Annotated in this window: 22 protein-coding genes; 9 read left to right on the top strand and 13 right to left on the bottom strand. The window is 63.4% G+C overall.

Annotated elements, in window-relative coordinates:
- The first annotated feature begins 58 nt into the window (after positions 1-58).
- The 7 genes from K5880_RS02835 to K5880_RS02805 all read left to right on the top strand — a co-directional run bounded on the left by K5880_RS02835 (position 59) and on the right by K5880_RS02805 (position 9347).
- Positions 59-2041, top strand: a complete 1983-nt coding sequence (locus K5880_RS02835) for a type IV secretory system conjugative DNA transfer family protein (protein ID WP_297648411.1) — start codon at positions 59-61, stop codon at positions 2039-2041.
- Positions 2038-2682 (top strand): OmpA family protein, encoded by a 645-nt coding sequence (locus K5880_RS02830; protein ID WP_297648409.1) that lies wholly within the window; start codon positions 2038-2040, stop codon positions 2680-2682. The genes K5880_RS02835 and K5880_RS02830 overlap by 4 nt, the downstream gene beginning before the upstream one ends.
- A 39-nt stretch (positions 2683-2721) precedes the next feature.
- Entirely contained in the window at positions 2722-3891 is a 1170-nt protein-coding gene (locus tag K5880_RS02825) for an LPD7 domain-containing protein (RefSeq protein WP_297648406.1), read from the top strand.
- A 9-nt stretch (positions 3892-3900) separates the two neighbouring features.
- On the top strand, positions 3901-5214 hold the full coding sequence (locus K5880_RS02820; protein WP_297648403.1) for a DUF1173 domain-containing protein: 1314 nt from the start codon (positions 3901-3903) through the stop codon (positions 5212-5214).
- A 72-nt stretch (positions 5215-5286) separates the two neighbouring features.
- Positions 5287-6447 (top strand): Fic family protein, encoded by a 1161-nt coding sequence (locus tag K5880_RS02815; RefSeq protein ID WP_297648401.1) that lies wholly within the window; start codon positions 5287-5289, stop codon positions 6445-6447.
- 430 nt (positions 6448-6877) lie between these two features.
- A complete protein-coding gene (locus K5880_RS02810) occupies positions 6878-7951 on the top strand; it encodes a nucleoid-associated protein (protein ID WP_297648399.1) in 1074 nt (357 codons plus the stop codon).
- Positions 7935-9347 (top strand): hypothetical protein, encoded by a 1413-nt coding sequence (locus tag K5880_RS02805; protein ID WP_297648397.1) that lies wholly within the window; start codon positions 7935-7937, stop codon positions 9345-9347. The genes K5880_RS02810 and K5880_RS02805 overlap by 17 nt, the downstream gene beginning before the upstream one ends.
- A gap of 226 nt (positions 9348-9573) precedes the next feature.
- Here K5880_RS02805 and K5880_RS02800 read toward each other — a convergent pair whose 3' ends face one another.
- Positions 9574-10545 carry a conjugal transfer protein TraS gene (locus K5880_RS02800; RefSeq protein ID WP_079364930.1) on the bottom strand — a complete coding sequence of 324 codons (972 nt, stop codon included), beginning with the start codon at positions 10543-10545 and terminating at the stop codon, positions 9574-9576.
- A 16-nt stretch (positions 10546-10561) separates the two neighbouring features.
- On the bottom strand, positions 10562-11134 hold the full coding sequence (locus K5880_RS02795; RefSeq protein ID WP_079364931.1) for a hypothetical protein: 573 nt from the start codon (positions 11132-11134) through the stop codon (positions 10562-10564).
- Here K5880_RS02795 and K5880_RS02790 point away from each other — a divergent pair.
- Positions 11133-11408, top strand: coding sequence for a hypothetical protein (locus K5880_RS02790; RefSeq protein ID WP_297648394.1), 276 nt, complete (start codon positions 11133-11135; stop codon positions 11406-11408). The genes K5880_RS02795 and K5880_RS02790 overlap by 2 nt on opposite strands.
- 44 nt (positions 11409-11452) lie before the next feature.
- Here K5880_RS02790 and K5880_RS02785 read toward each other — a convergent pair whose 3' ends face one another.
- From K5880_RS02785 to K5880_RS02750, 8 genes are all read right to left on the bottom strand, one after another.
- The gene (locus tag K5880_RS02785) at positions 11453-12409 is read right to left on the bottom strand and encodes a ParB/RepB/Spo0J family partition protein (protein ID WP_297648392.1); all 957 of its coding nucleotides are present in this window, start codon (positions 12407-12409) and stop codon (positions 11453-11455) included.
- Positions 12390-13247 (bottom strand): ParA family protein, encoded by an 858-nt coding sequence (locus K5880_RS02780; RefSeq protein ID WP_297648390.1) that lies wholly within the window; start codon positions 13245-13247, stop codon positions 12390-12392. The genes K5880_RS02785 and K5880_RS02780 overlap by 20 nt, the downstream gene beginning before the upstream one ends.
- Positions 13248-13458: 211 nt before the next feature.
- On the bottom strand, positions 13459-14319 hold the full coding sequence (locus K5880_RS02775) for a DUF932 domain-containing protein (RefSeq protein ID WP_297648388.1): 861 nt from the start codon (positions 14317-14319) through the stop codon (positions 13459-13461).
- 78 nt (positions 14320-14397) lie between these two features.
- A complete protein-coding gene (locus tag K5880_RS02770; protein ID WP_297648386.1) occupies positions 14398-14802 on the bottom strand; it encodes a single-stranded DNA-binding protein in 405 nt (134 codons plus the stop codon).
- Positions 14803-15502: 700 nt separating this feature from the next.
- On the bottom strand, positions 15503-16039 hold the full coding sequence (gene radC / locus K5880_RS02765) for a DNA repair protein RadC (protein WP_297648384.1): 537 nt from the start codon (positions 16037-16039) through the stop codon (positions 15503-15505).
- A gap of 393 nt (positions 16040-16432) precedes the next feature.
- Entirely contained in the window at positions 16433-17080 is a 648-nt protein-coding gene (locus tag K5880_RS02760; RefSeq protein WP_297648382.1) for a hypothetical protein, read from the bottom strand.
- Entirely contained in the window at positions 17077-18453 is a 1377-nt protein-coding gene (locus tag K5880_RS02755; protein WP_297648380.1) for a ParB/RepB/Spo0J family partition protein, read from the bottom strand. Before K5880_RS02755 ends, K5880_RS02760 begins: the two co-directional genes overlap by 4 nt.
- 441 nt (positions 18454-18894) lie before the next feature.
- A complete protein-coding gene (locus tag K5880_RS02750) occupies positions 18895-19287 on the bottom strand; it encodes an ATPase (RefSeq protein ID WP_297648378.1) in 393 nt (130 codons plus the stop codon).
- A 377-nt stretch (positions 19288-19664) separates the two neighbouring features.
- On the opposite strand from K5880_RS02750, the gene K5880_RS02745 reads away from it, so the two are divergent.
- A complete protein-coding gene (locus K5880_RS02745) occupies positions 19665-19985 on the top strand; it encodes a YnfA family protein (RefSeq protein WP_297648376.1) in 321 nt (106 codons plus the stop codon).
- Between the two features lie 28 nt (positions 19986-20013).
- Here K5880_RS02745 and K5880_RS02740 read toward each other — a convergent pair whose 3' ends face one another.
- From K5880_RS02740 to K5880_RS02730, 3 genes are all read right to left on the bottom strand, one after another.
- The gene (locus K5880_RS02740) at positions 20014-20451 is read right to left on the bottom strand and encodes a Cd(II)/Pb(II)-responsive transcriptional regulator (RefSeq protein WP_297648374.1); all 438 of its coding nucleotides are present in this window, start codon (positions 20449-20451) and stop codon (positions 20014-20016) included.
- 357 nt (positions 20452-20808) lie between these two features.
- Positions 20809-22077: a c-type cytochrome biogenesis protein CcmI gene (gene ccmI / locus K5880_RS02735; protein WP_297648372.1), complete on the bottom strand. Its 1269-nt coding sequence runs from the start codon at positions 22075-22077 to the stop codon at positions 20809-20811.
- The gene (locus K5880_RS02730; RefSeq protein WP_297648371.1) at positions 22074-22538 is read right to left on the bottom strand and encodes a cytochrome c-type biogenesis protein; all 465 of its coding nucleotides are present in this window, start codon (positions 22536-22538) and stop codon (positions 22074-22076) included. The genes ccmI and K5880_RS02730 overlap by 4 nt, the downstream gene beginning before the upstream one ends.
- Between the last annotated feature and the right edge of the window lie 4 nt (positions 22539-22542).

Below are 22542 nucleotides of genomic sequence, written 5' to 3'. Positions count from 1 at the left end.
CTTGGCATTTCCCATGGCGTCTTGGCCGACTGCGCGTAAGGTCGCGGCCGGTGTTTTCATGCTCGTCGGGATCGCTGCGCTGGTGGTCGCGGCGCTGTACCTGTCGGGCGTGCTGTTTCTGGTCCTGAGCAAGTCGAACCCCAGAGTGGCCGGCTGGAACAGCATCGTGGACTACTGGCTGATTTACGCCGACGAACCCGCGCTGCGCAAGCGGCTGCTGGTGTCTATTGGCATGGCCTACCTGCTCACGCTGGTGCTCTTGCCGGTGGCCCTGATCTCGACCAGCCGTCCGCGGCGGGCGCTGCACGGCGATGCCCGGTTCGCCACCATCTCAGAGGCTAAGAAGGCAGGTCTGCTGCTGAGCGGCAAACAAGCGCCTCCCCCCAGCATCCTGATTGGCCGCTTCCAGGGGCGTTTTCTCGCCCTGCCCGGTCAGCTCTCGGTCATGTTGTCAGCCCCCACGCGCAGCGGCAAAGGTGTGGGCGTCGTGGTGCCCAACCTGCTAACCTGGCCAGACTCCGTGGTCGTGCTCGACATCAAGGGCGAGAACCACGCCATCACGGCTGGCTACCGGGCTCAATACCAACAGGCCGTCTACGCTTTTGCCCCCTTCGACAAAGAAGCTCGCAGCCACCGCTGGAACCCGCTCACCGCCGTCCGCACCAGTCCCTTGCACCGCGTGGGCGATCTGCTGGGCATTGGCCAAGTGTTCTATCCCAACGACGGCAGCGGAACATCGTCTGAAGCCTTCTTCAACGACCAGGCCCGCAACCTGTTTCTGGGGCTGGGCTTGTTGCTGCTGGAAACCCCCACTCTGCCTCGCACCGTCGGCGAAATGCTGCGCCAGTCGTCGGGACAAGGCCGACCGTTGAAGGATCACCTCAACACCCTGATCGAACAACGCCAGGAAACCGGCAAGCCGTTCACCGATGAATGTGTGGATGCCTTGCAACGCCTGCTGTGCAACTCAGAAAACACGCTTTCCAGCGTGGTGGCTACCTTCCACGCGCCACTGACGATCTTTGCGGACGCTGTGGTCGATGCCGCGACCAGCGCCGACGACTTCGACCTGAGCCAGCTGCGCCGTCAGCGCATGTCGGTCTATGTGTGCATCCCACCGCACCGGCTGGCCAATGCCCGGCCGCTGCTCACCCTGTTCTTTTCGCAACTGGTCAGCCTCAACACCCAGCAGTTGCCGGAGCACGACCCGTCGCTCAAATACCAGTGCCTGCTGGTCAACGACGAGTTCACCGCCATGGGCCGCGTGGGCATCATCACGCACTCCGCCGCCTTCCTGGCCGGCTACAACCTGCGCCTGCTCACCGTGGTGCAGGCCATGTCGCAGCTGGACGCGGTCTACGGCGACAAGGAAGCCCGCACCTTCGCCACCAACCACGGTCTGCAGATCCTGTTCGCCCCACGCGAACAGCGGGACGCCGACGAGTACAGCGCCATGCTGGGCTACTTCACCCAACGGGTCACCACCCGGGGGCGCAGCCGCTCGTTCATCGGTCACGGCCACAGCTCCGTCAGCCGCAACGAAAGCGAGCAGCGCCGCGCCCTGCTGCTGCCCCAGGAGTTCAAGGAACTGGGCAAAGACCGGCTGGTGGTGATCGCCGAAAGCTGCAAACCCATCCTTGGCGACAAGATCCGCTACTTCCAGAACAAGGCGTTCACGTCACGCCTGCTGCCGGCGCCCAAGGTGCCGCAGATGAACATGGACCAGCACCTCGCCAGAGTCCAGCAGCGCTGGCGCTACGCAGACGACGAACTGCCGCCCGGGCAAACCGGCATGGACATCGGTGTTCTGAATCACGACGTCAAGCTGACCCAAGACCAGATGGAAGGCCCGCCCGAGAAGCTGGCAGAGACCTGCATCGGTTTCTTTGACGACGGGCTCGCCGCTGTCGGTGAAGGCGGGTCCATAGAGCCAGTCTTTGAGCGCGACAACGCCGAGCCCGAGCCAGCCTCACTTTCCACGCCGTCCTTCGCCAGAAGCACTGCCCCTATCCGGCTCGAAACCCTGGAGGAACAGCCATGACCATCCTGTCACCGCGCACCGTGTTGACCGCCTTGTTCCCGGCAATTCTTGGCGCCTGCAGCTCACCACCCAAGCCCCCCACCGTGGACGAATCTCAGAAGCGGCCCGCCAACGCGCAGATGGCCGTCGATCTGCAGGTGTGCAAGAACGATCTGCAGAACACACGCATCCAGGCCAACGAATCCAGCCGCCTTGCAGAGACCGCCACCGCCACGCTGGCCCACATGGCAGCACGCCAGCAACTGATGGCTTCGATCCAGGAAAAAGCGCAGGCCAACAGCATTCGCATCGTCCACTTCGGCTTCAACAGCACCCGGGTCTCGATCCCCGCCGAGGATGCACCGGCTCTGGTGGAAGAAGCCAAGACCGCGCCACTCGTGGTGCTGAGGGGGCGCACTGACGGCACCAGCGACTCGTCGGTTGAAAGCCGCATCGCACAGGCCCGGGCCAACGCCGTGCGCGACTACCTCGTCGCCGCTGGCGTGGACCCTGCGCGCATCCGTACCACCCACCAGCCCAGCGGGGACCACCTGGCCGACAACAGCAGCCAGCGAGGCCGAAACCTCAACCGCCGCGTCGAGATCGAGGTGTACCGGGTTCCCCCGGTGCCCGCCCAGTCTTCTGCCCCACCCCAACTCTGACACCTCACCTGCTGGCAACAGCCTCCGAAGGAGACCACCATGGACGAAAGAGCAGCACCGGCCCGGCGTGTGGATCAGACCACGGCGGACGCCAACACACCCCTGGGCGGCACAGTGGAACCCGTAGATCGCGCCGCCATCGCCATCAAGACCTTCCAGACACCCGAGCCTGAACTCGGCGAGCGATTCGAACTGCGCGACCCGTTCGCCGAACTCACCTACCGCACCGACAGCTACCAGGACATGGTGACCAAGGCCGACCAGCTCGGTGCCAACCGGTTCGTCGTCGTGGATGTGCGGGGGAAAAAGTCCTTCGTTCACAAGATCGACGGCCAATGGCAGCGGGATGAGGCCCCTGAAGTACCGCCCCCGTCGACAGCCCAGCCAGCGAAACCGGTGAACACCGATCCAGCGCGCGAGACGACGGAATCCAACGTCATCCCACTCCCCTCCAAAGACAGAGGGACTGACACAGCCGACACGCCCAGCCAACAGGCGAGCGCCCGCATGGACGCCCAGGCCGAACGCGAAGCACTCGTCGCCCGGCTGGAGGCTGCGTTGATGGACCGCTACATCATCAAACGCGCACCGGTCACGCTGGGTGATGTCAGCCTTGGCCTGACCGAATACCGCTTCCGGGGTGACACCTCGCGCGTCGCCTTCACGGAATCCACCTTCCGACTCGCCACCGACACCAACAGCCCCTCGGTGGCCCGCTCCATGGTCGATGTGGCCGAAGCCCGCAACTGGCGGTCCCTTCGGGTCACGGGCAGCGAGGACTTCCGGCGCCTGGTCTGGCTCGAAGCCGCAGCGCGCGGTGTAAAGGCCCTTGGCTACGAGCCCAACCCCGCCGACCTGCAACGCCTCAAGGTGGAGCGCGATCAGCGGTTGACCAACCGCATCGAGCCCACCCGTGACGCCAGCGCGCCCCAGGCCGCCACCAACACCGACAAGCCTTCGGGGCGCGGCAGTGGTGGCCGCAAGACGGTGCTGGCCGCCATTGAAGCCATCCTCGTCGCCAATCGGGTGCCAGAGAAGCGGCGAGAAGCCGTGATGGTGGCCGCCGCCGAAAAGCTCGCCCAGCGCATCCGCGATGGCCAGAACCCCAAGGTCCGTGTCTTCGACAAGAACGCACCGTCCCAACGTCCGGTCGTGACACCGCAACAAGACCAGCAGCGCGGTCGCGAACGCGCTGCACCTGCCCGCTGAAGTGGTGAGATGAACACGACAGCGGCCGTGGAGGCGGCCTACGCCATCGGCGATCAACGATGGGGCCGAGACGCCCCCGGCTTCGCAGACGCCATCGCTCAGGCACACGAGCGCCACCTGCGCCCCCGCTGCCTCTGCCAGCCCGGCGGGCTGGGCGTTGACATGTACGTGGCGCGCGTCCTGAACGGCTACACCGTCAAGCGCATGCCCAACACGGGTAGCCAACACGCCACCACCTGCTCGTCCTACGAACCACCGGCAGACTTCAGCGGTCTCGGCCCGCTGGTCGACACCGCCATCGTCGAGAACCCAGCCACCGGCATGACGACACTCAAACTGGACTTCCCGATGTCCAAGCTGCCCGGGCGAGCAGTTCAACCCCCATCGGCCAGCGCCAGCAGCAGCGTGGTTGCCCACGGCCATCGGCTCGGCCTGCGCGCCCTGCTGCACTACCTGTGGGACCAGGCCGAACTGACCCACTGGAAGCCCGGTTTTGTCGGTCGCCGCACCTGGGGCACCGTGCGCCGGCACCTGCTACAGGCCGCCGACAACAAGTTCGTCCACGGCCATGCCCTGCTGGGCAGCCTCTACATCCCCGAGGTGTTTTCGGTGGAACAGCGCGACGCGATCCAGTCCCGCCGCCAACGGCTGTGGGCCCATGGCGCCCCGAGACCCGGACAACCCCAAGCCCTGCTGCTCATGGTGGCCGAGGTCAAGGACATCGCACCCGCCCGCTTCGGGCACAAGGCGGTCTTCAAACACCTGCCAGACCAGGCCTTCGCGCTGGACGATGCGCTCTACAGGCGCCTGGGCAGAAGCTTTGAACACGAACTCACCCTCTGGGGCACCGAGCCTGACCTTCACCTGGTCATGGTGGCCACCTTCCGGGTGGACGAAGCCGGCACCCCAGGCATCGTGGAACTGTCCCTCATGCTCACCACCGCGCAGTGGCTGCCGGTGGACGACGGCTGGGACCGGCAACTGGTAGGGGCACTGGTGCGGCAGGGCCGTAGCTTGGTCAAAAGCCTTCGGTACAACGTGCCCGGCAACCAGGCACTGGTCTGTGCCAGTCTTCTGGACTGCGGTGTGGCGCCCTTCCCTCTGTTCATCGACCGTGATGTTGGCCCTGACGGCGCCGCATTGGGAGAAAGCCCGGAGTCCGGCGGTGACAGCACCACCTGGCGCTGGCGCCCTGCCCTCGGCGACATGCCAGCGCTACCGCCGCGCCAGCTGAAGACCAGCCCGATCCAGCTTCCTCAGGAAGCCTTTTCCAGATCCGATACCAAGACATTTCCAGATACCAGAATTCAAACAAACGCATAAAACCATATCGTTAAACGATTTTTTGCCGTAGAGTCCAGATAAATCAATCCTTCATTCCAGATACCTGCCACCATGGTTCAGTTTGTTCACCATCCGCTGCGGCTGCTGAACCCCAGCTTCGACTCGCCACTGCTGGACGTGTTGACCGACCTGGAGCACCTGCGGCGCCTGCAGATCCAGGGCACCACGCCGCTACCGGTGTTCATGCAGCTCAAGCAGGTCTTCCACGTGCTGGAGAGCCTGGCCTCGGCCCGCATTGAGGGCAACCACACCACGCTGGCCGACTATGTGGAAGCGCGGGTGATCGACGGCCCGAACCGGTCCGAACAGTTGCAGGAAATTGCCAACATCGAACACGCAATGCAGCAGGTGGAAGACAGCATGGAGCCCGGCGCCCCGCTGACCGAGCACCTGCTGCGCGGCCTGCATGCCACCACTGTGGACGGGCTCAAACGTGAAGGCGACACCAACCCCGGCGCCTACCGCCAGGGCGCGGTGAAGATTGCCCAGGCTAACCACCTGCCGCCCGAGGCACCCCAGGTGCCGGACTACATGACCGAACTGGTCACCTTCATCAATCGGGCAGACCCGCCCAAGTACGACCTGATGAAGGTGGCGCTGGCGCACCACCGGTTCGCCTGGGTGCACCCGTTCGGCAACGGCAACGGTCGCGTGGTGCGCCTGCTCACCTACGCCATGCTCATCAAGTACGGCTTCCGCGTGAACGCGGTGGGCCGGCTGCTCAACCCGGCCGCGGTGTTCTGCGCCGACCGCAACGCCTACTACGCCCGGCTTGGTGACGCCGATGTGGGCACCGACGAAGCGCTGGAGCGCTGGTGTGTGTATGTGCTCAGCGGTGTGCGCGACGAACTGACAAAGGTGGACCGCCTGGCCGACTACGAACACCTCAAAGCCAAGGTGCTGCTGCCTGCGGTGAACTACGCCCGCGAACGGGAGTTGATCACCCCGCTGGAACAGGCCGTTCTGACCACCACCATCAAAGCCGGTACGGTGAAGGCGGGTGACCTGGAAGCCGCCATGCCCGACCTCAACGCCAACCAGCGCACCTACCAGATACGAAAGCTGGTGGACGGCGGCATGCTGCAACCCATCAACCCGGGCGCCCGGCAATACAGCATCGGGTTCAGCCACAACATGCTGCTGCGTGGCGTGGTGCGTGCGCTGACGGATGAAGGGTTCATCCCTGCCGCGGTGGTGGCGCCGACGACCTGAAGGACAGGACTGCAGCGGGCTCGGACATCTGCTCAGGGCACTCCGCTGACTGCTGTCGGCCAAGAGCAGACCTTAGGCGAAGCACTTCGAAGAGCTGGAAGTACTTGAGCCCAGTCTAGGACGCACCATCCTGTTAGTGGCTCCTGCGCTTACTAGGCGCGCCTAAATGAACTCAATCTTCTGAGTGGATGTGAACTTCACGGTTCCGATGAAGTGCTGCTCAACGGAACTCTTGACGACGCGAAAAATTATGAGGAAGAAGAGTGATCCTCGAAGCTTAAGATGGCCTAACAGAGACTCATACAAATACTGTATAAAATAACAGATTAATTCCTCGATGAAGATGGCCTCGCCCGGGTTTACGTCAGTCACCTGAAAGTCGCCGTTTGTTACAGTGACCCTGACTGCCAAAGAGACCTTTGGTTGAACCATGGCGACAACAATATTTAAGGGACGGCAAGAAGTGATTATTCGGGAAGCAACAATCCACCAACTCATCAAAGCTGCACAAACTGTCGGTGAGGGCAGTGTTACTGAGCAAGTGCGGCCAGAGCCTCTTCCAATCGATGAAGTTCTTCAAGAGCTTTGCAGAGAATTGCTTGGCCTGTACGCAACTTCCGTCAATAGTAACGGCACCCTCGGACAAGATCCTCTTATTCACGCCTTTCCGGTGACGCTTGCCAGCTATGTTGACGGCGAAACGGATTTTCAAGTATTTACAGTATCGGCGCTCACCCTGATAAAAGAGGCGATGAAGGATGCAATATTCGCCAACGGTGGATATGCGCTTTTTCTCCGCTATGAGCAAGATAACGTTGAATTTTTGCTTATTGCAATGTTGAAATTGAAGGCGGGCGCGGGAATCGATGAAGCAACTTTGAGCTTGCAGCCAACATTGAATATTGATCTCAAGCTTTTGCACGAAGCTGCACGCGTCAACCTTACTCGTCTGGCTAACAACACTCAGCCCTACCTCACCTTCGTCAAGGGCAAGGCAAAGCAAGGTGACATCACCGAGTATTTCCGCAAGGCATTGGCCTGCGTGACATTCACCGATTCAAAACACCACACTGAGCAGTTGATTAAAGCGGCTGAAGCATTTGTTGCATCCAGGGTAGATTTGAGCATGGAGCAGAAGGCTGAAGAGCGTATGCAAATGCGCAAGAGACTGAGCGAATGCATGCAGCAAAACCCTGTACAACTCGTGATAGCTACCGCAGCTGCAGCGATTCGGCCTGAGGGGCCGGAGGAATTCATCCAGTTTTTACAGTCTCCCCAAGCGGCTGACTTTCACATCGATCACACTTTCCAGCCCCATAAGCCTACTTACCGCCGGCTCTACCGGATCACAGGGAAGATTGGACAGACGATTTCCGTCGCTTTCGACGTAGAGGACATTCAGACACACCGAGTTAGCTTTGACGCTGATCGGAACGCGATTATCCTGAACAATCCTCCTGAGGCGCTCAAACAATCGATTTTGGAAAATGGCGCCGCAGATTGATAACTCTCATGATTGGGCGGTCTGGCTCCTAGAAAATCTAGAAGCCCAGCAGGTGCTTGCTCTTGGACACATTGAAGGCAAGCTTCCTGTGGCTTGGGACTTCAGTCAGATTATTGCTGCGATCGGCGACGGCGGCCAGCTCATTGGCATGACCGACGAGGTCGCAAGAACAATTGAGTTCTATCCGCAGCGGGCTGGGGTATACGGATCTCTTAACGAGATGTTTGCTTACCCTAACAATCTGAAAAGTGTTCCGCCACGATTCGCCGTGAGGGACATCTACTTCACCTATGACGCACACGCAGTGCATCAGGGGGCGATACCGCCGCAGGTGGCGAACTATTTTTCCGCAGTAAAGCTTTGTGGCCTTTTGCCATTGATGGCAGACATGACTGCGAACAACGGCGCTCTGCTGCATTTCATCAAGAGTCCCGAATCACGTATCGAAGTCAAGCTTTCCTATCAGGCTGAGGACTTAACGCCATTGCCCTCACTGTCGTACTTCGAGACGGTATTTGTTGTAACAGATAGCCATAGAGATCAAAAATACAGCATCTTGCGTTCGGTCTTGCTCGACGCCTTTAAGGGCAAGAAATCAATCACGATTGGTGAAATCCTTCCACAATTCGAGTCGCTTGTCGAAAACGCCCGAAGCAACTATTCGATGTATGCGGCCGAGTTCTCTTTCGAAAAAATTAAGGCCGAAGTTGAGAAAGACAATCTGGACTCGACTTTGAAGTTGAATAAGACTCTCTCAGAAATTCAAAACCAACTTCTAGCAATGCCTGTTGCTCTAGTATTGGTGGGTGGTCAGATGACGCCAGACACTGGGCTTAGCATCAAAAACGTCGTAGTCTGGCTTGGTGCATGCGTTTTTTCCGGTCTGATGATTTTGTTAATTAGAAATCAGCACCATGCTGTTGATGCGATCAATGAGGAAATACGGCTCCGAAAAATTAAGGTAGATGCTCAACCCGATGGCATGGCAGGAAAATTCAAATCCGGATTCGAAGCTTTGCAAAGAAGGGCTCTATCGCAAACTAAAACTCTAAGCATTCTTCGCAGCTTTGTCTTTCTCTCCGTGGTTCTGGCGACTGGGCTCCTTGTTTGGTACTCAAATCCGGATCTTCACAAAGTGCCTGTCGCAGAGAGCCTAGGCAAACCTAATGCGGGAGCTGCTGGAACAGTCCAGCAGCCATCAGGAACGACTAGTGGAATAGGCGCAGCACCAGCACCAGCACCAGCACCAGCACCAGCACCAGCACCAGCACCAGCATCGGCATCGGCATCGGCATCCGAGCCACCGAAACCCATTGTCGAATTGGCAAAGCAGGACATGAAAGCTGTGCACACGACGCCAGCTTCATCTGCAGCATCAGCGCCTCAGAAGAAGTAGTCGTAAGCCGGGCGGTATAGGCAACAAGCCCTATGCAAACCCAGTAGTGCCGCACCCACGGTGAATTTAGGAAGCCCGCCTGTTGCAGAGGCTACGTTGAGGTCTGTTCTGCGCTTGACTTGGCGATGACCCTTATGGGTCGGAAGCAGCCTGCCACGCGATGAGGGCGAAAGTCAGGGCCCAGCCTCGACCGGCCATCCAGACCGCACCGTGTTGGCAGCAGTCATCAACGTCGAGTCTCTGGCCCAATGGTTGGCAACGGCCGCTGCAGTACCTTTCCAGCATCTTGCGAGGCTTTCGACTGATTCCACGTCGCAGTCGCCTCATGCACAAATCTCGCGATCGAAGCGGCCAGCTTGACATCCTGTGCATCAGGTGACGCCGCCAAGGCCTGCCCGATGTGTAGCCAGCCCTGTATGGCCGCTTCCCGGCTGGTTCGCGCCTTGGCTCCTGAGTTATTCACTGGTCGGACCTTTCTCAACCGACCGCCCTCATTGGCCTTCAGCCGCCAGAGGTCCGGATAGCTGGTGTTTCGTCCTCGCGTGGCTTGTCGGGTGGCTTCGGCCTCGACCCCATAGCCGCGCAGCTTCTCGGCAAAGGTCTCGCGCCATCGCTGCAGGTCGGCCTTGCGCGGGTTGAGGCGCCTGCCGCTCATCGACTCTGCCCGTACGCTGATGTGTACATGTGGGTTGGCCTGGTGGTCGTGCAGCACCATCACGTACTTATGGGCCGCCAGCTCGGTCTGCGCGAACTCGCGCGCAGCTTTCTGCACGATCAGCGGGTCGGTGCCCCGGGGCATGGACAGCATGATGTTGAAGGCCTCGCGACGGAAGCCTTCATCACCAATCAGGCTACCGCCGTAGCGCCAGTCTTCGCCCAGCTCGTGCACAGCGGATTTGCCGCGCACCGTTTCGCCTTGTTCGGTTTCGATGTCGAGTCGGCCGTTTTTGCTGATGTAGCGGAAGTGGGCAGCAATGGCCAGCATGCCCCGCCCTCCCCCGGTGACCTTGACCATGACTTGGGGCGCTCTCTTCACCACGGTGGCTTCAATGCGCTTGCGGATGGCGTCTGCGCGCTGGCGCATGCCTCCATCGCCCAGCTTTGGCTGTGGCTTGACCTTGACCACCCGGTTGCCCGAGTAGAACAGGCGATCACCCCACTGGATGAGCACCCCGTCGATGTTGGGCGTCTGGGTCATGGTGTCCTCCTGTTGGTCATCGGCTCAGGTGCCGAGAAGTCTGTGAGGGTGTCCCACGCGGCCGCAGATCGGCCAGCAGGGCCGCTGCCTGGGAGAGGTGTCGCCGAACGTCGCCATCCAGCGTGTCGAGCATGTCCCGATAAACCAATGCCTTGGGCACGTTGCTCTGGGTCAGCAGGCGTGTGAGGGCGTGGATGTTGCGGCTGAGGTCGGCGAGATGGGCGTTGGAGCCTGTGAGTGCGGCCAGTTGCTCCGCCTTGCTGGCGCCGCTCACGAGCCAGGGTGCTCCCGCCACCAGTTCCGCCACGTAGCTACCAGGGCTCAGGCCCGCCTGATTCGCAGCAGCCAGGATGGTCTGAATGTTTTCGCGGGGCATGCGCAGGCACAAGCGCGGATTGCCCGACAACCGTTTGTGCTGCGAGTGCCCGAGTCCCACCGGCTCGGGTTCTGCAGCTACCCCCAGTGCTTGAACCAGGGCCGTTCTGACCAGGGTCGAGGGCGACATGCCCAAGGCCTGAGACCGGTCCAGCAGCAGGCCCTTCAGGCCTTGCAGGTCGATGCTGATGCGCTCGCGAGAATGGGACTCCATGATCGCCTCCAGACACGTGATCACCCGGGGTGACGTGTCGGACAACCGGCGCCGCGGCGCCTATCCTGCAATCACCCATGCACTGATGTTCACCGAGGATCGACAGAGCCGAGGCGCTGGATTCACCCTGAAATCCAGAAGACACAGGCAAGCGGACGCCCACCGGGTTGTCAAGCTGCTTGACAACCCGGTGAGGCAGGGAAAGCGATCAGCAGGAGATTTGCAGCAAGCCGACGGCGTCAAAGCCGGGGCGCCACTGCATTCAGATGAATAGTTCGAGGCTGCTTCGCCCGATGAGTTGTCAAGCTGCTTGACAACTCACAACCCGGACCAACCAATCAAGGTCAGGCGGCTGGCTTGCACCGCTTGCAGCTGGCCACCCTTCACAGGCACCACATAGACCTGCCCTGCCTGCGCTGGGGCCTGCAGGGCGTTGAGCACCACCTCGACACCATCCAAGCTCGCCAGCAATCGCAATGAGGCTTGCAGGGGCACACGAGGCCTGGTCTCGGCGCTGGCGCCTGTTGTTGGACGGATCTTCACAAGAACGCCTTGATCGGCGCCCTTCACCAGGCTGGCCTCCACGGACTCGATCAATGCCGAAGTGCCGCGCCTCACACTGCCCGAACCCTCTGCCAGGTCGGACCGAAGTGACAGGACCATGTCGCGCGTGATGGCCTGGCGATCCGATACCCAGGCCTCGACGTACTGCGGATGTTCCCCGGCCAGCTTGCGCAGTTCATGCAGCTCGGTCAGCCCTCGACAACGCCCCTCCCGGTACGCGGCCATCAACCAGTCCGGCGGATCGATCAACGCCGTCGCCAGCGTCACGTACTGCCGGCTCTTGCCGATGGCGCGCGCGATGTCGGCCTGCGTCTGCCCCTGGTTCAGCGCCCGTTGCACGAACAGCGCGATCTCCAGCGGTGTCAGTCCCTTGCGCTGTTCGTTTTCGATGAACTGGTCCACGCTGCTGGCGGTCTGGTCCACGAAGGCGGGGATCTCGGACAGCCCGACCCGCTGGCAGGCCCGCAGGCGCCGGGCGCCGAAGTTGAGCATCCAGCGGCCCGGCATGGTGGGATGCGTGCGGACCGAGACCGGCTGGCGCACACCTCGCTCGCGAATGGTCTCAGCCAACTCGTCCAGGCTCTGCTCGTCGAACTCCTGCCGGGGCTGGTCCGGGTCTTCGTCGATGGTGTCCACCGGAATCTGCAAAGGGGTACCGCTCTCGCCCCCGGTCGGCGGCAGCAGGTCCAGACTATCCAGCGACAGGGCCATGGTCCGCTCCGTTGATGGGGGTGATGGGGGATGTCTGTGTCGGCGCTCCATCCAGCACGGCTTTGGCGACCACGACCATGGCCACTTCGATCTCGCGCCAGGCGTCTCGCGCGGCGGTCTTCTTCATCTCCCACAGCACCAGCCCTTCGGCCTGCGCTTCGGCCACGGCCGAGCGGCGCGGCATGGAGGCGTACTGCCCTGGCTTGGTGCCGTAGGGAATTAGGATGGGGTGGAACTTCTGCACCAGCTGCAGGAAGTTCTCCCGCTGGAAGGGGTTAGCCTCCACCATGACCGGCAACAAACCGATCAGGTGCAGCTTCGGGTTGAGCATGGTCTTGATCTTGCGCACCCCCACCCGAGGGTGGTTGAGCAGGGCGTGCACGCCGTCCAGGGCTTCCTGGTTGAGCTGGATCGGGGAGAGCACGCAGTCGGCCGAGACCAGCCCCGCGATCATGCGGATGTCCGGGTTGGGGTTGGTGTCGATGAGGCAGACATCGAACCGGTCATCCATCGACTTCAGGAACGCCCTCAGATTGTTCGCGAAGTCGTTGTGCAGGCTGGGCTGGCGCTCCAGCCCGGAGAGACCTTGGTCGGCGGCGACGAGGACGAAGTCCGCGGGCGGGATGACCGGGCTCGTCTGCGTGAGCAAGGCGCTGGCCGGGACTTCGGCCACGACCGCGCGCTGGGACTTGCGCAGCGGGTCGGAGAAGTTGCCCTGGTGGTCCAGGTCGATGGCCAGCACGCGGCAGCCGAGTTTGCGGAAGTAGTAGGCCAGCAAGGTGGCGACGGCGGATTTGCCGACGCCACCCTTCTGGTTGGCGAGCACAAGGGTCTTCATGGGGTTTCCTCCAGCGCGACCGACAAGGGAGGTCGAGGCGGAGGACGTTTCCCGGGCGCCGCGCTCGATGCGCCAGCGGCCGGGATCGCGCGAGCCGGCGCCGGCCGGCGAGCGCGTTCTGGAATTTCACGCGCACGCACTGCCCGATGATGGGCGCGGAGCACCGCATGGCCAGCGCTGGATTCGGGGTTGAATCCAGCGCCGGACCTCATCAAACCTTGAGCTTGCGCATCTCTTCGGCCAGCACCCACAGCGCGCGGTTCAGGCTCACGCTGCGGTCGATGCTGGCCACCGGGCGGGTGTGCAGGCGCCGGCCCTTGGCGCCCCTGCCCGGCTGGCCACCCTTCAAGGCGTTCTCCTGCACCCGCTGGAACGTGGTCCACAGGCTGTTGCCGCAGTCCTCGGGCCGTCGGGCTTCAATCAATTGCTCGGCGGTCACCGGTGCGGGTGGTTCGCCCTCCCCCCGTTCACCGTAGCGCAGCGCAAGGGCGGCGGTGGCAAAGGCCTGCTGCTCCTCACGCTGCAGCGGCAGGGCCTTCATGCTGTCTGTGGACGCTTCCACAACCTCGAAGTCCTCCAGCACCCGGAACGCGCCTTCGATCACTTCGTCGCGGATGTTGCCCTTGTGCGGGATGCGGATGTCGTTGGCCACATCACCGACCACCAGACCGTTGCAACAGACGAACCTGAACTGACCAGCAAGCATTTGATAACTGCTGGCGCCGTCGTGGCTGTTGATCAGGATGATCTCGTTGGCCTCGGGCCGGGTGTTGACCTGACCCAGGTGGCGCATGCGGATCATGTGTTTGGTGAATTCGGTCTTGCCTTCGATGCGGCTTTTGCTCTGGGCCACCATGAAGGGTTCGAAGCCTTCGTGGCGCAGGCCGCGCAGCACGTCGATGGTGGGGATGTAGGTGTAGCGCTCGGAACGGCTGCCGTGTTTGCCTTCGGCAAAGATGGACGGCGCGGCCCGGCGCATTTGGTCTTCGGCCAGTGGGGTCTCGCTGCGGATGACAAAGGTGCTCTGGCCAAAGCGGGCAGCCAGACGGGGGGAATGGGCGGACGAGATCATGGTGACGCTCCTGGATCAGTGAATAGGGGAGAAACGGGATGAGGGAGACCGGGCGGCCGAACCGCCCGGTGTGGGGCTTCAGGCGGTGGCCGGCTGGCAGCCCTGGGAGTCATTGGTGTGGCGGCTGCGGCGGGCTTCGCTCTCGGCCTTGCTGTCGAGGTAATCGATGTCTTCGACGGTGAACTCCATGCCGTGGACCTCGCGGCCTTCGCCGTCCTGGTACTGGGTGTTGTGCAAGCGCCCGATCACGTTCACGTGCGAGCCCTTGCCCAGGTACTCGGCGGCGTGTTCAGCCAGCTTGCCCCAGAGGGTCCAGCGGATCGACACCGCACGCTCCTCGCGGTCTTCGCCGCTGCCGCGATGCTGGTTGCTGATGGCGATCAGGCTTGCTTTGGCGAGCTTGCCTTCGCGCCCGTTGACGAATTCGAGCTTGACGGCACCGGCCAGGTGCGCGTGGTGCTGAATGATCAGAACATTGGCCATGGTGAAACTCCTTGCAAGAGCGACCAGCCGGACCCCGATCCGGGTTCCTCAAAGCTGATCCTCTCGCTCGGACTCCCTCGCTCCCGCCCACGGGCGGGCGGGGGGTGGGCAAGGCCCCTTCCCTCGGGAAGGGGTGGGGGATGGGGAAACCTTGCAGCACGAAACAGTGAGCCAGTCACCTGGCCCACCGCTGAAAGATCCCCCCACAAGTCCCCCTCACCTGTGGATGGGGGCGCCGTGGGGGGATGACGGTGGGCCCATTGGCGCACGCGCTGCCCGAGCCTCTTCGGGCGACCAGCAAAGCGCAGGCGACCGGATGACGTGAGCAGCGGCGGCTCTGCGGGCGGCGTGACACCAAGCGCAGCGACTGGCGCGGCGTTCGAGCCGGTGCGATCACCTCAGGGGTTCGCTGTCTCCGGTATTCCCGGCGGCCCGGCTTCGGGCATGGCGGGTGAGCGGGGGACGATCTGGCGGGCGGGACAGAACCACAGCGCAGCGGCGGGAGAGGACCGTGCGTCAGTTCGTCCAGCGGGCGCGTTCCCGCGTAGCGGGAAGGAAACAAGACCGCGATCCCCAGGCACGGGACAGGGCCGCTGCCCAATGTGCTGCCGGTGAACACCGGCCATGCTCCGCCCTCCCCTGCGCTCGCGCGAAGCGCGCTGGTCAGCAACAAGAAAATTGGGGCCGAAGGCCCCAGGGGTTACGCAAGACCGATTTCTGCCATCGAGCAGATCACGTTGCCGGCGACGATGAAGTGATCGAGCACCCGCACATCGACCAACGCCGCTGCGGCCTTGATGGTCTGCGTCAGATGTTCGTCAGCGCGCGACGGACGGGCCTCGCCGCTGGGATGGTTGTGCACCAGGACCAGAGCGCTGCTGTTGCGCATCAGTGCGTCACGCACCACCTCGCGCGGGTACACCGATGTCTGACTGACCGTGCCGCGGAACATCTCGACGTAGTCCAGCACTCGGTTCTGCGAGTCCAGGTGCACCACGGCAAACACCTCGTGCGGCAGGTTGCCGAGTCTGGCGCGCAGGAAGTCCTTCACCACCGCGGGCGAGTCCATCAGATCGCTACCGCGCACCTGTGCAGCCAGCAGCCTCTGTGCCGCCAGCAGCACCTCGTCGGCCTCGGCTGGCCGGTACTGGCCCGCCAGGTCGCGGATGAGAAAGCCTCCCGCCCCTGCGGGCACCGACAGGAGGGAATCGAGGGAAGAGAACAGATCGTGCTGCATGACCAACTCCGGTGATCGGGCGGGATTGCCCGAGACCGGAACCGGCACGCCGCAGCGCAGCGGTCACAGGTTCGAAGACGGCCGAATGGCCGCCAGCGCCCGCAGGGCGCGCAGACCTTGACGGCGAGAACGGTGTGCAAGGATGAAGGGAACAGCAAGCCAGCCCCACCACACATGTCCGAGTGAAACAGGCAAGCGCAGCGCGCAGGCCGGGGGCATGCCAACGGCCGGAGGCGTCAGCGATCGGCGCCCGACAGGGTCGAGACACCGGGTCACGCGTGGCCTGGTGGCTCGATGCGCAGCACCAGAGCGCGGTCCGGCTGCGCCGGAGACGCACAAAAAATCCCGGCCGAAGCCGGGATGTGAAGAGGCGTTTCGGAACTTGTCGCAGCGTCAAGCGGCCTGAGTTTCTTCCGGCTCTTGCTCACCCTGCCCTTCCTCAACCTGCACTGGCTCGGTCAGCATTTGCGGCAGCCAGCCCGAGCCAGCGGCCAGCCGCCCGGCCTCGGCGGCGATCTGGGCCTTCTTGAGTTTTGCCAGTCGTTGCACCTCGCCCGGCGCGAAGACCTGCACCGCCTCCAATGCCTTGGCCTTGGACACGTGGTCGAAGTAGCCCGCTGCGGTTGGAGCCCACCAACCATGCATGTCCAGCCCCACCGCCTGCGCCAGCAGCGCGGCGGGGGCTTCGTCTTCGCGGTGAGCGATGGCCGATACCGTCAGGCCCACGCACAGGGCCAGCAGCGACAGCAGTTCTTCCTGCTCCATTGCCAGGAATTCGGCAAACAGGGCCTTCGGGTCTTCCGGCAACCGCGCTGCCCAGGCCTCGCGCACGGCACGCAGGCCCTGCGAAGCCGGGGCCTCTGCAACGTCTGGCGCATGCTGCTCCAGCCGGTCCTGCGGTGTGGCGCTGATGTTGACCGGCGATGCACCGTAGCCACCCAGGATCACCCGCTGCGCCAACTGGTGCACCAGAGCCACCAGCGCGATGCGCGGATGGCGGGCCACCTCGGCTTGCAGGGCGGCGGTGCGGTGCGCGCTCAAGCGGCGCACCAGTTTCTCCGACAGACCGCCCCGGGTGGCGGGTGCATCTGTTGGCCCTCCTTCGCCTCCTGCGTGTGCGTCCGGCGTTGGCCGCTCCTGCGCCCGCAGTGCCTTGACCTGTTCAACGCGCAACAGCCCGCGATGCACCACCACAGCCCCATGGGGTCCACCGACACCACCGCGCCGGCCATGGACACGACGCCGGGCTCGTACACCACCAGGGTCTGTTCGATGGCGTCCAGTTGCTCGCCCAGCCGGTCCAGTTCTTCGTGCAGAGCCTGCGCACCGTCGTCGCTCAGGTCGTCGTCCTCGTCGTCGAGCTTGTCTTGAAGCAGCGCCTGCTCGGCCTCCAGTTTCTCGATGCGTTTGGCCTCGGCCTTGGTGGGTTCCCGGCGCGAACGCCGCGCCCGCTGGAAGGTGTGCAGATCGGCCGACGACACACGCGGCGTGATGTCCACCCAGCCCCAGCCTTCGGCCCGCACCGATTCGGCTGCATCGGTCAGCCGGTCGCGTGCCAGCCTCTCCAGCAAACCGGTATCGGTGAGGAATACGCCCTTCTGCTCGTCCGCGAACAGGTCGCGCCGGATGTCACCGCCTGCCGCTTCGTAGGCCTCCACCCCCACGAATCGAGCCAGCGCGTCGCGACTGGCATCCACCTCGTCGCGGGTCAAGTGGTCCCGCAGGGATTCCGGACTGCGCTGCCACTGTGGCACTTCATAGAAAGCCGACTCCTGCGCCGCGTGGTCGTCCGTGATCGCCAGGGCCATCAACTGCTCCAGCGTGACCGCTCCCTGCTGATAGTCCACCAGCAGCCGGGGCGCGACGTTCGCCAGCCGCAGCCGCCGCTTGACCACCAGCGGCGTGACGCCGAAGTCGGCCGCGATGTCCTCCAGCGACCGGCCTTCGGCCACCAGTGCCTTCCAGGCGAACAGTTCATCCACCGGGGTCATGGCCTCCCGCTGCACGTTCTCGCTCAGGCTCACGGTGCGGGCCGAGGTGTCGGGCACCAGCAGACAAGGCACCGGGTGGTCCTTGGCGAGCTTGTGGCGCTTGACCAGCAGCTTCAAGGCGGCCAGTCGCCGACGCCCGGCCACCACCTCGAACCACTGTCCATCGGGCGTGGTGACGACGGTCAGGTTCTGCAGCAGACCCACGCGTGCGATGGACGCAGCGAGTTCGGGAATGGCCGTGCCGCCGCTCTGGCGCACGTTGCGGTTGGAGGGCCGCAGCCGCGACAACGGGATCAGATGCAGTTCGTAGGGTGCGATTTCCGGCACGGTGACGGATTCACCGGCAATGGCCGCAGTGCGGAGGACTGCCGCAGCGGCCACGGCACTCAAGGCCAGGGTTTCGGATTGGGTAACGGTGTTCATGTGAAATCTCCTGTCCCACACGGGGACCTTGTTCAAACAATGGAAGACATCGAAACGCGGATGGGAAGTCAGTCGGTGTTGTGCATGGGCGCTCTCCTTGGGTGTTGGGCTCCGCAGGGGCCGCGAAGCCCTTCGCGGCCATGGACGGCCACTGGGGCCGGCGCGGGTGCGCCGTCAAGGGAGGAAGCGAAGGCGCTGGCGCGGCCCGCAGGCGCAGCCGAGGACACGGGCGCCGCCAGCGGCCCTTGACGGGAGGAGCGCCCGCAAAGGCCAGGCAAGCCGGCGAAGCTGGCGCGCAGGCGGTGCGAAGCCCGCGCAGCACCGCCGGAGAGAACACGTTCGACCCATTCGGCCGAGGGTTCATCCCAACAGCCCGGTGCAGCAAAACAAAGCGCCGCTCCCGCGATCCACGGGGCGGCGCATCAAGGCCTCAGAGCGACGTCAATCGGTGGCCGGCACCATCGCCTTCAGTTGTTCGATCACGCCGGGCTCGACGAAGACACAAGGCTGCTCGGCCGCGACCGGGACGTTGAACACCCGGGCGAATGCATCCCGCTTCAGATGCGCCAGCCGCCCGGTGCGGTACGCCTGATCAGGCTTCATCAGGCCTGAACCCGATGGCGAACCGCTGCGCTGCGGATCGCATTCGACCAGGGCCACGAAGCCCTCCGAGAACAAACGCTGGTACTCGGGACACAGACCCCAGCCCGTCGTCGTGTGGTGCGCCATGCTCGCGCGCAAACGCCGGTCCAGCAGGATGTTGCCCGTGTCAAAAGCGTTGCCGCACACCAGACAAAACTGCTGCTCCAGCGAAACATATGACTTGTCGTCCATGACCTACTCCAGTGATCGGGCGGGATTGCCCGAGACCGGAACCGGCACGCCGCAGCGCAGCGGTCACAGGTTCGAAGACGGCCGAATGGCCGCTAGCGCCCACAGGGCGCGCAGACCTTGACGGCGAGAACGGTGTGCAAGGATGGAGGGAACAGCAAGCAAGCCCCACCACAACAGCAGGCGTGAGACAAGCAAGCGCAGCGCGCTGGCCGGATGCCAACGGCCGAAGGCGCAGGGATCGAAGCCGAATGGCCGTGACCCGGCATGGGGCGCGGGCACAGCCCGCAGAGCCCGACGGCGGCACGCCGTGACGCACCACCAGCAAAAGTCAAGCAGCACGTCTTTCTGGGTTATTCACCGGCCAGCACAATGCCGTCATGAAAACCCTGCTGCTTTTCGTCGCCACTGCGTTGGCAGAAATCATCGGCTGCTATCTGCCCTACCTGTGGCTCAAACAAGGCCGGTCCATGTGGCTGTTGGTGCCCGGCTTCCTGAGCCTGGCCTTGTTCGCCTGGCTCCTGACCTTGCACGACACGGCGGCCGGTCGCGTGTATGCCGCCTACGGCGGCGTCTACATCACTGTGGCTCTGTTGTGGCTTTGGGCTGTCGATCAGGTTCGGCCCACCGTGTGGGACATGGCGGGCATGGCCATGGGCCTGGTTGGCATGGGCATCATCATGTTCCAGCCGGCCCGTTGACCGCAGCCAAGGGGACGGTCCTGATGCATCAGGACGGCTTCACCGAGTGGCAGGCGCAGGCTTCACCATGTGCGGCGGCCACCAACTCCTTGAGGATGCCGCAATCGGCTCCGTCATCGTCACAACGCCCGCAACTGGCCTTGAGCAGCAACAACTGCTTCTCCAGCGCGCGCATGCTCTTGAGCCTTGCACGCACCCGCTCGATCTGTTCCTGCACCAGGTGATCCACGTCCGGGTGCGGCTCGCCCGGTGCATCCAGCGCACTCAGCAGTCGGCGGATGTCGGCCAGCGGCATCTCCAGCGCTCGGCAGTGCCGGATGAAGGCCAGTTGTTCCAGGTGAGCATCGGTGTAGTCGCGGTAGCCGTTGTCCTGCCGCGCCGGTGCTGGCAGCAGGCTTTGCTTCTCGTAGTAGCGGATGGTTTCAACATCCACGCCAGTGGCCTGTGCCAGTTCCTTGATGCGCATGAGGTCTTTCAGGTCGTTTGAGGTGAAGACTTGACTCTGGAGCCGCTCCAGGGTTTTCGATACCCTCACTCTGTACTTGTAGGAGTTCCAATGTCGAAGCGCCGGTATTGGATCAATGAGAAAGGGCGACAGTTGTTCTTCTTCGTTGGTTGGGTCGGCTGATCGGTCCTTCGGGCAAACGGACCAGCAACAAAACTCGCTTGGACCACGCCCACACCCACTGGCGCCCGAGTCCAAGCTCGGGGCACACTACCTTCAGCTCCATGGCCTGGGGCATCTCGCGAACAAAGAACAGCCCGCCACCATGGTGCGCCTGATCGCTGAAGGGTTCAATTTGCGCGCTTGAACCGGACTGGCTCAGGGCACCACTGTGTTGATGTTGATCTGCAACTGGGCGCTGTTGCTGGCCACTGGTCCACTGCTCCCCTGCAGGTCACCACTTTGCGGCAGTGCCTGAGCGGTGCGGCTGATGCGCGCCTCTACCACCACCTGCTCGTGCAGAGAAATGCGGTGCTCGGGCGTCATGGCTTGGCTGTCGTCCAGCGCAAAGGCCACCGGGCCAGCCGTGGCCGGCACACGCATCACGGCCAGTGGCATGCGCGGTCCTTGCACAGCACGCGCGAACACAAACAAGGTGTCGCCCGGTGCCAGTTTTGAACGCAGTTCGGGCGACAGGCTGATCTGACCGCTCAAGCCAGGATGATCGACCGTATCCGTGATGGGCGTCTTGGCCGCTGGTGCGGTTTGCTCCGCCAGGCGCTCCCCTCCCCCCTGTTGTGATGCGATGCCGGCGCGCGCAGCCACCAGGCTGCTGTCCAGCCCCTGGGCAAACGGGCTTCCTGGCTCGGCCCGCTCGCGCGCACGCTGCCAGAAAGACTCGGCCAGCTTGAATTCCTGCCGGCTGTAGGCTGCGCTGCCAGCCAGCGCGAGCGCCTTGGGGTGGCCAGGGTCGATCACCAGGGCTCGATTGACGAGTCGCATGGACTCACCGCTTGCGCTCTGCCCTTGCAACGACGACAGCAGATCGGCCCGGTCAGCGAGCAGGTCGGGGTTGTCGGGAGTGAGTTCGAGCGCGCGTTGGTAGGCCTGGTCGGCATCGGCGAAACGTTGACGGCTGGCGTGAGCACGCGCCAGCATGGCCCACGCGGGCGCATCCGCCGTCTGCCCCGGTGGATGACTCTGGAGTTTCTGAGCCACCTGGCGGACCATGGCGTCCAGGTCCTTGCTCGACACCTCGCCTTGTGCCTTGGCCAGCTCGGCCTCATAGCGCACCACATCGGGTTCGCCCAGATACAGGTACAGGCCGACGGCCAGCGCGGGCACGGCCACCAGCAGTGCGAGCGCAGTGGCACTGCGAGGCGATGTTGGTTCAATGCGCTGGGTCGAGGCAGACTCCTGCAGCACCCGCCGCGCCAGTTCGGTCTGCGCTTGGGTGTGCTCGGTGAGCGAGATTTTTCCTTCAGCCAATTCGGTATCGAGCTGGGCGCGCTGCTCGCGCAGCAGAGCGATGTTGGTGTTTGATACGGGCTGGCGGTCGGGCGTTGAAGACGGACGCCACACCACCGCTACCAGAGGCCACACAGCCAGCGCCAGCATCGCCAACGCAAGGGCGTAGAACACGATCATGGAGCGCCTCCAGCTTCGTCAAGCAAGCGCTGGGCGCGCCGCAGTTCCGCCGTGCTCAGCGGCGCGGCCTCGGTCAACGGATCGCGCCGCCGGATATTCATCAACAGCACTCCAGTGGCCACCAGCAACAACACGAACGGCCCGACCCACAACAGCACGGTGCTGAACTTGAGCGGCGGACGATAGAGAACGAAATCGCCGTAGCGCTGTGACATGAATTCCAGAATCTGGGACTGTGTGCGGCCCTGCGTGAGCTGCTCGCGGATCTGCTGGCGCAGGTCCTTGGCCAGGTCGGCCTGCGAGGCAGCGACGGTTTCGTTCTGGCACACCAGGCAGCGCAGCTCTTCGGCGATCTTGAGCACGCGCGCGTCCAGCTCCGGATCGGCCGACAAGGGCGTGGCCTTCGACTCCGGCGAAGATTGTGCGACCACGCTGCCAGGCCCCAGGAGCCAGCTCAACATCACT

Source organism: Hydrogenophaga sp. (assembly GCF_025699295.1).
Lineage (GTDB): Bacteria > Pseudomonadota > Gammaproteobacteria > Burkholderiales > Burkholderiaceae_C > Hydrogenophaga.
Note: the sequence above shows the minus strand (reverse complement) of the source record. Positions and strands in the feature narration are given on the sequence as shown.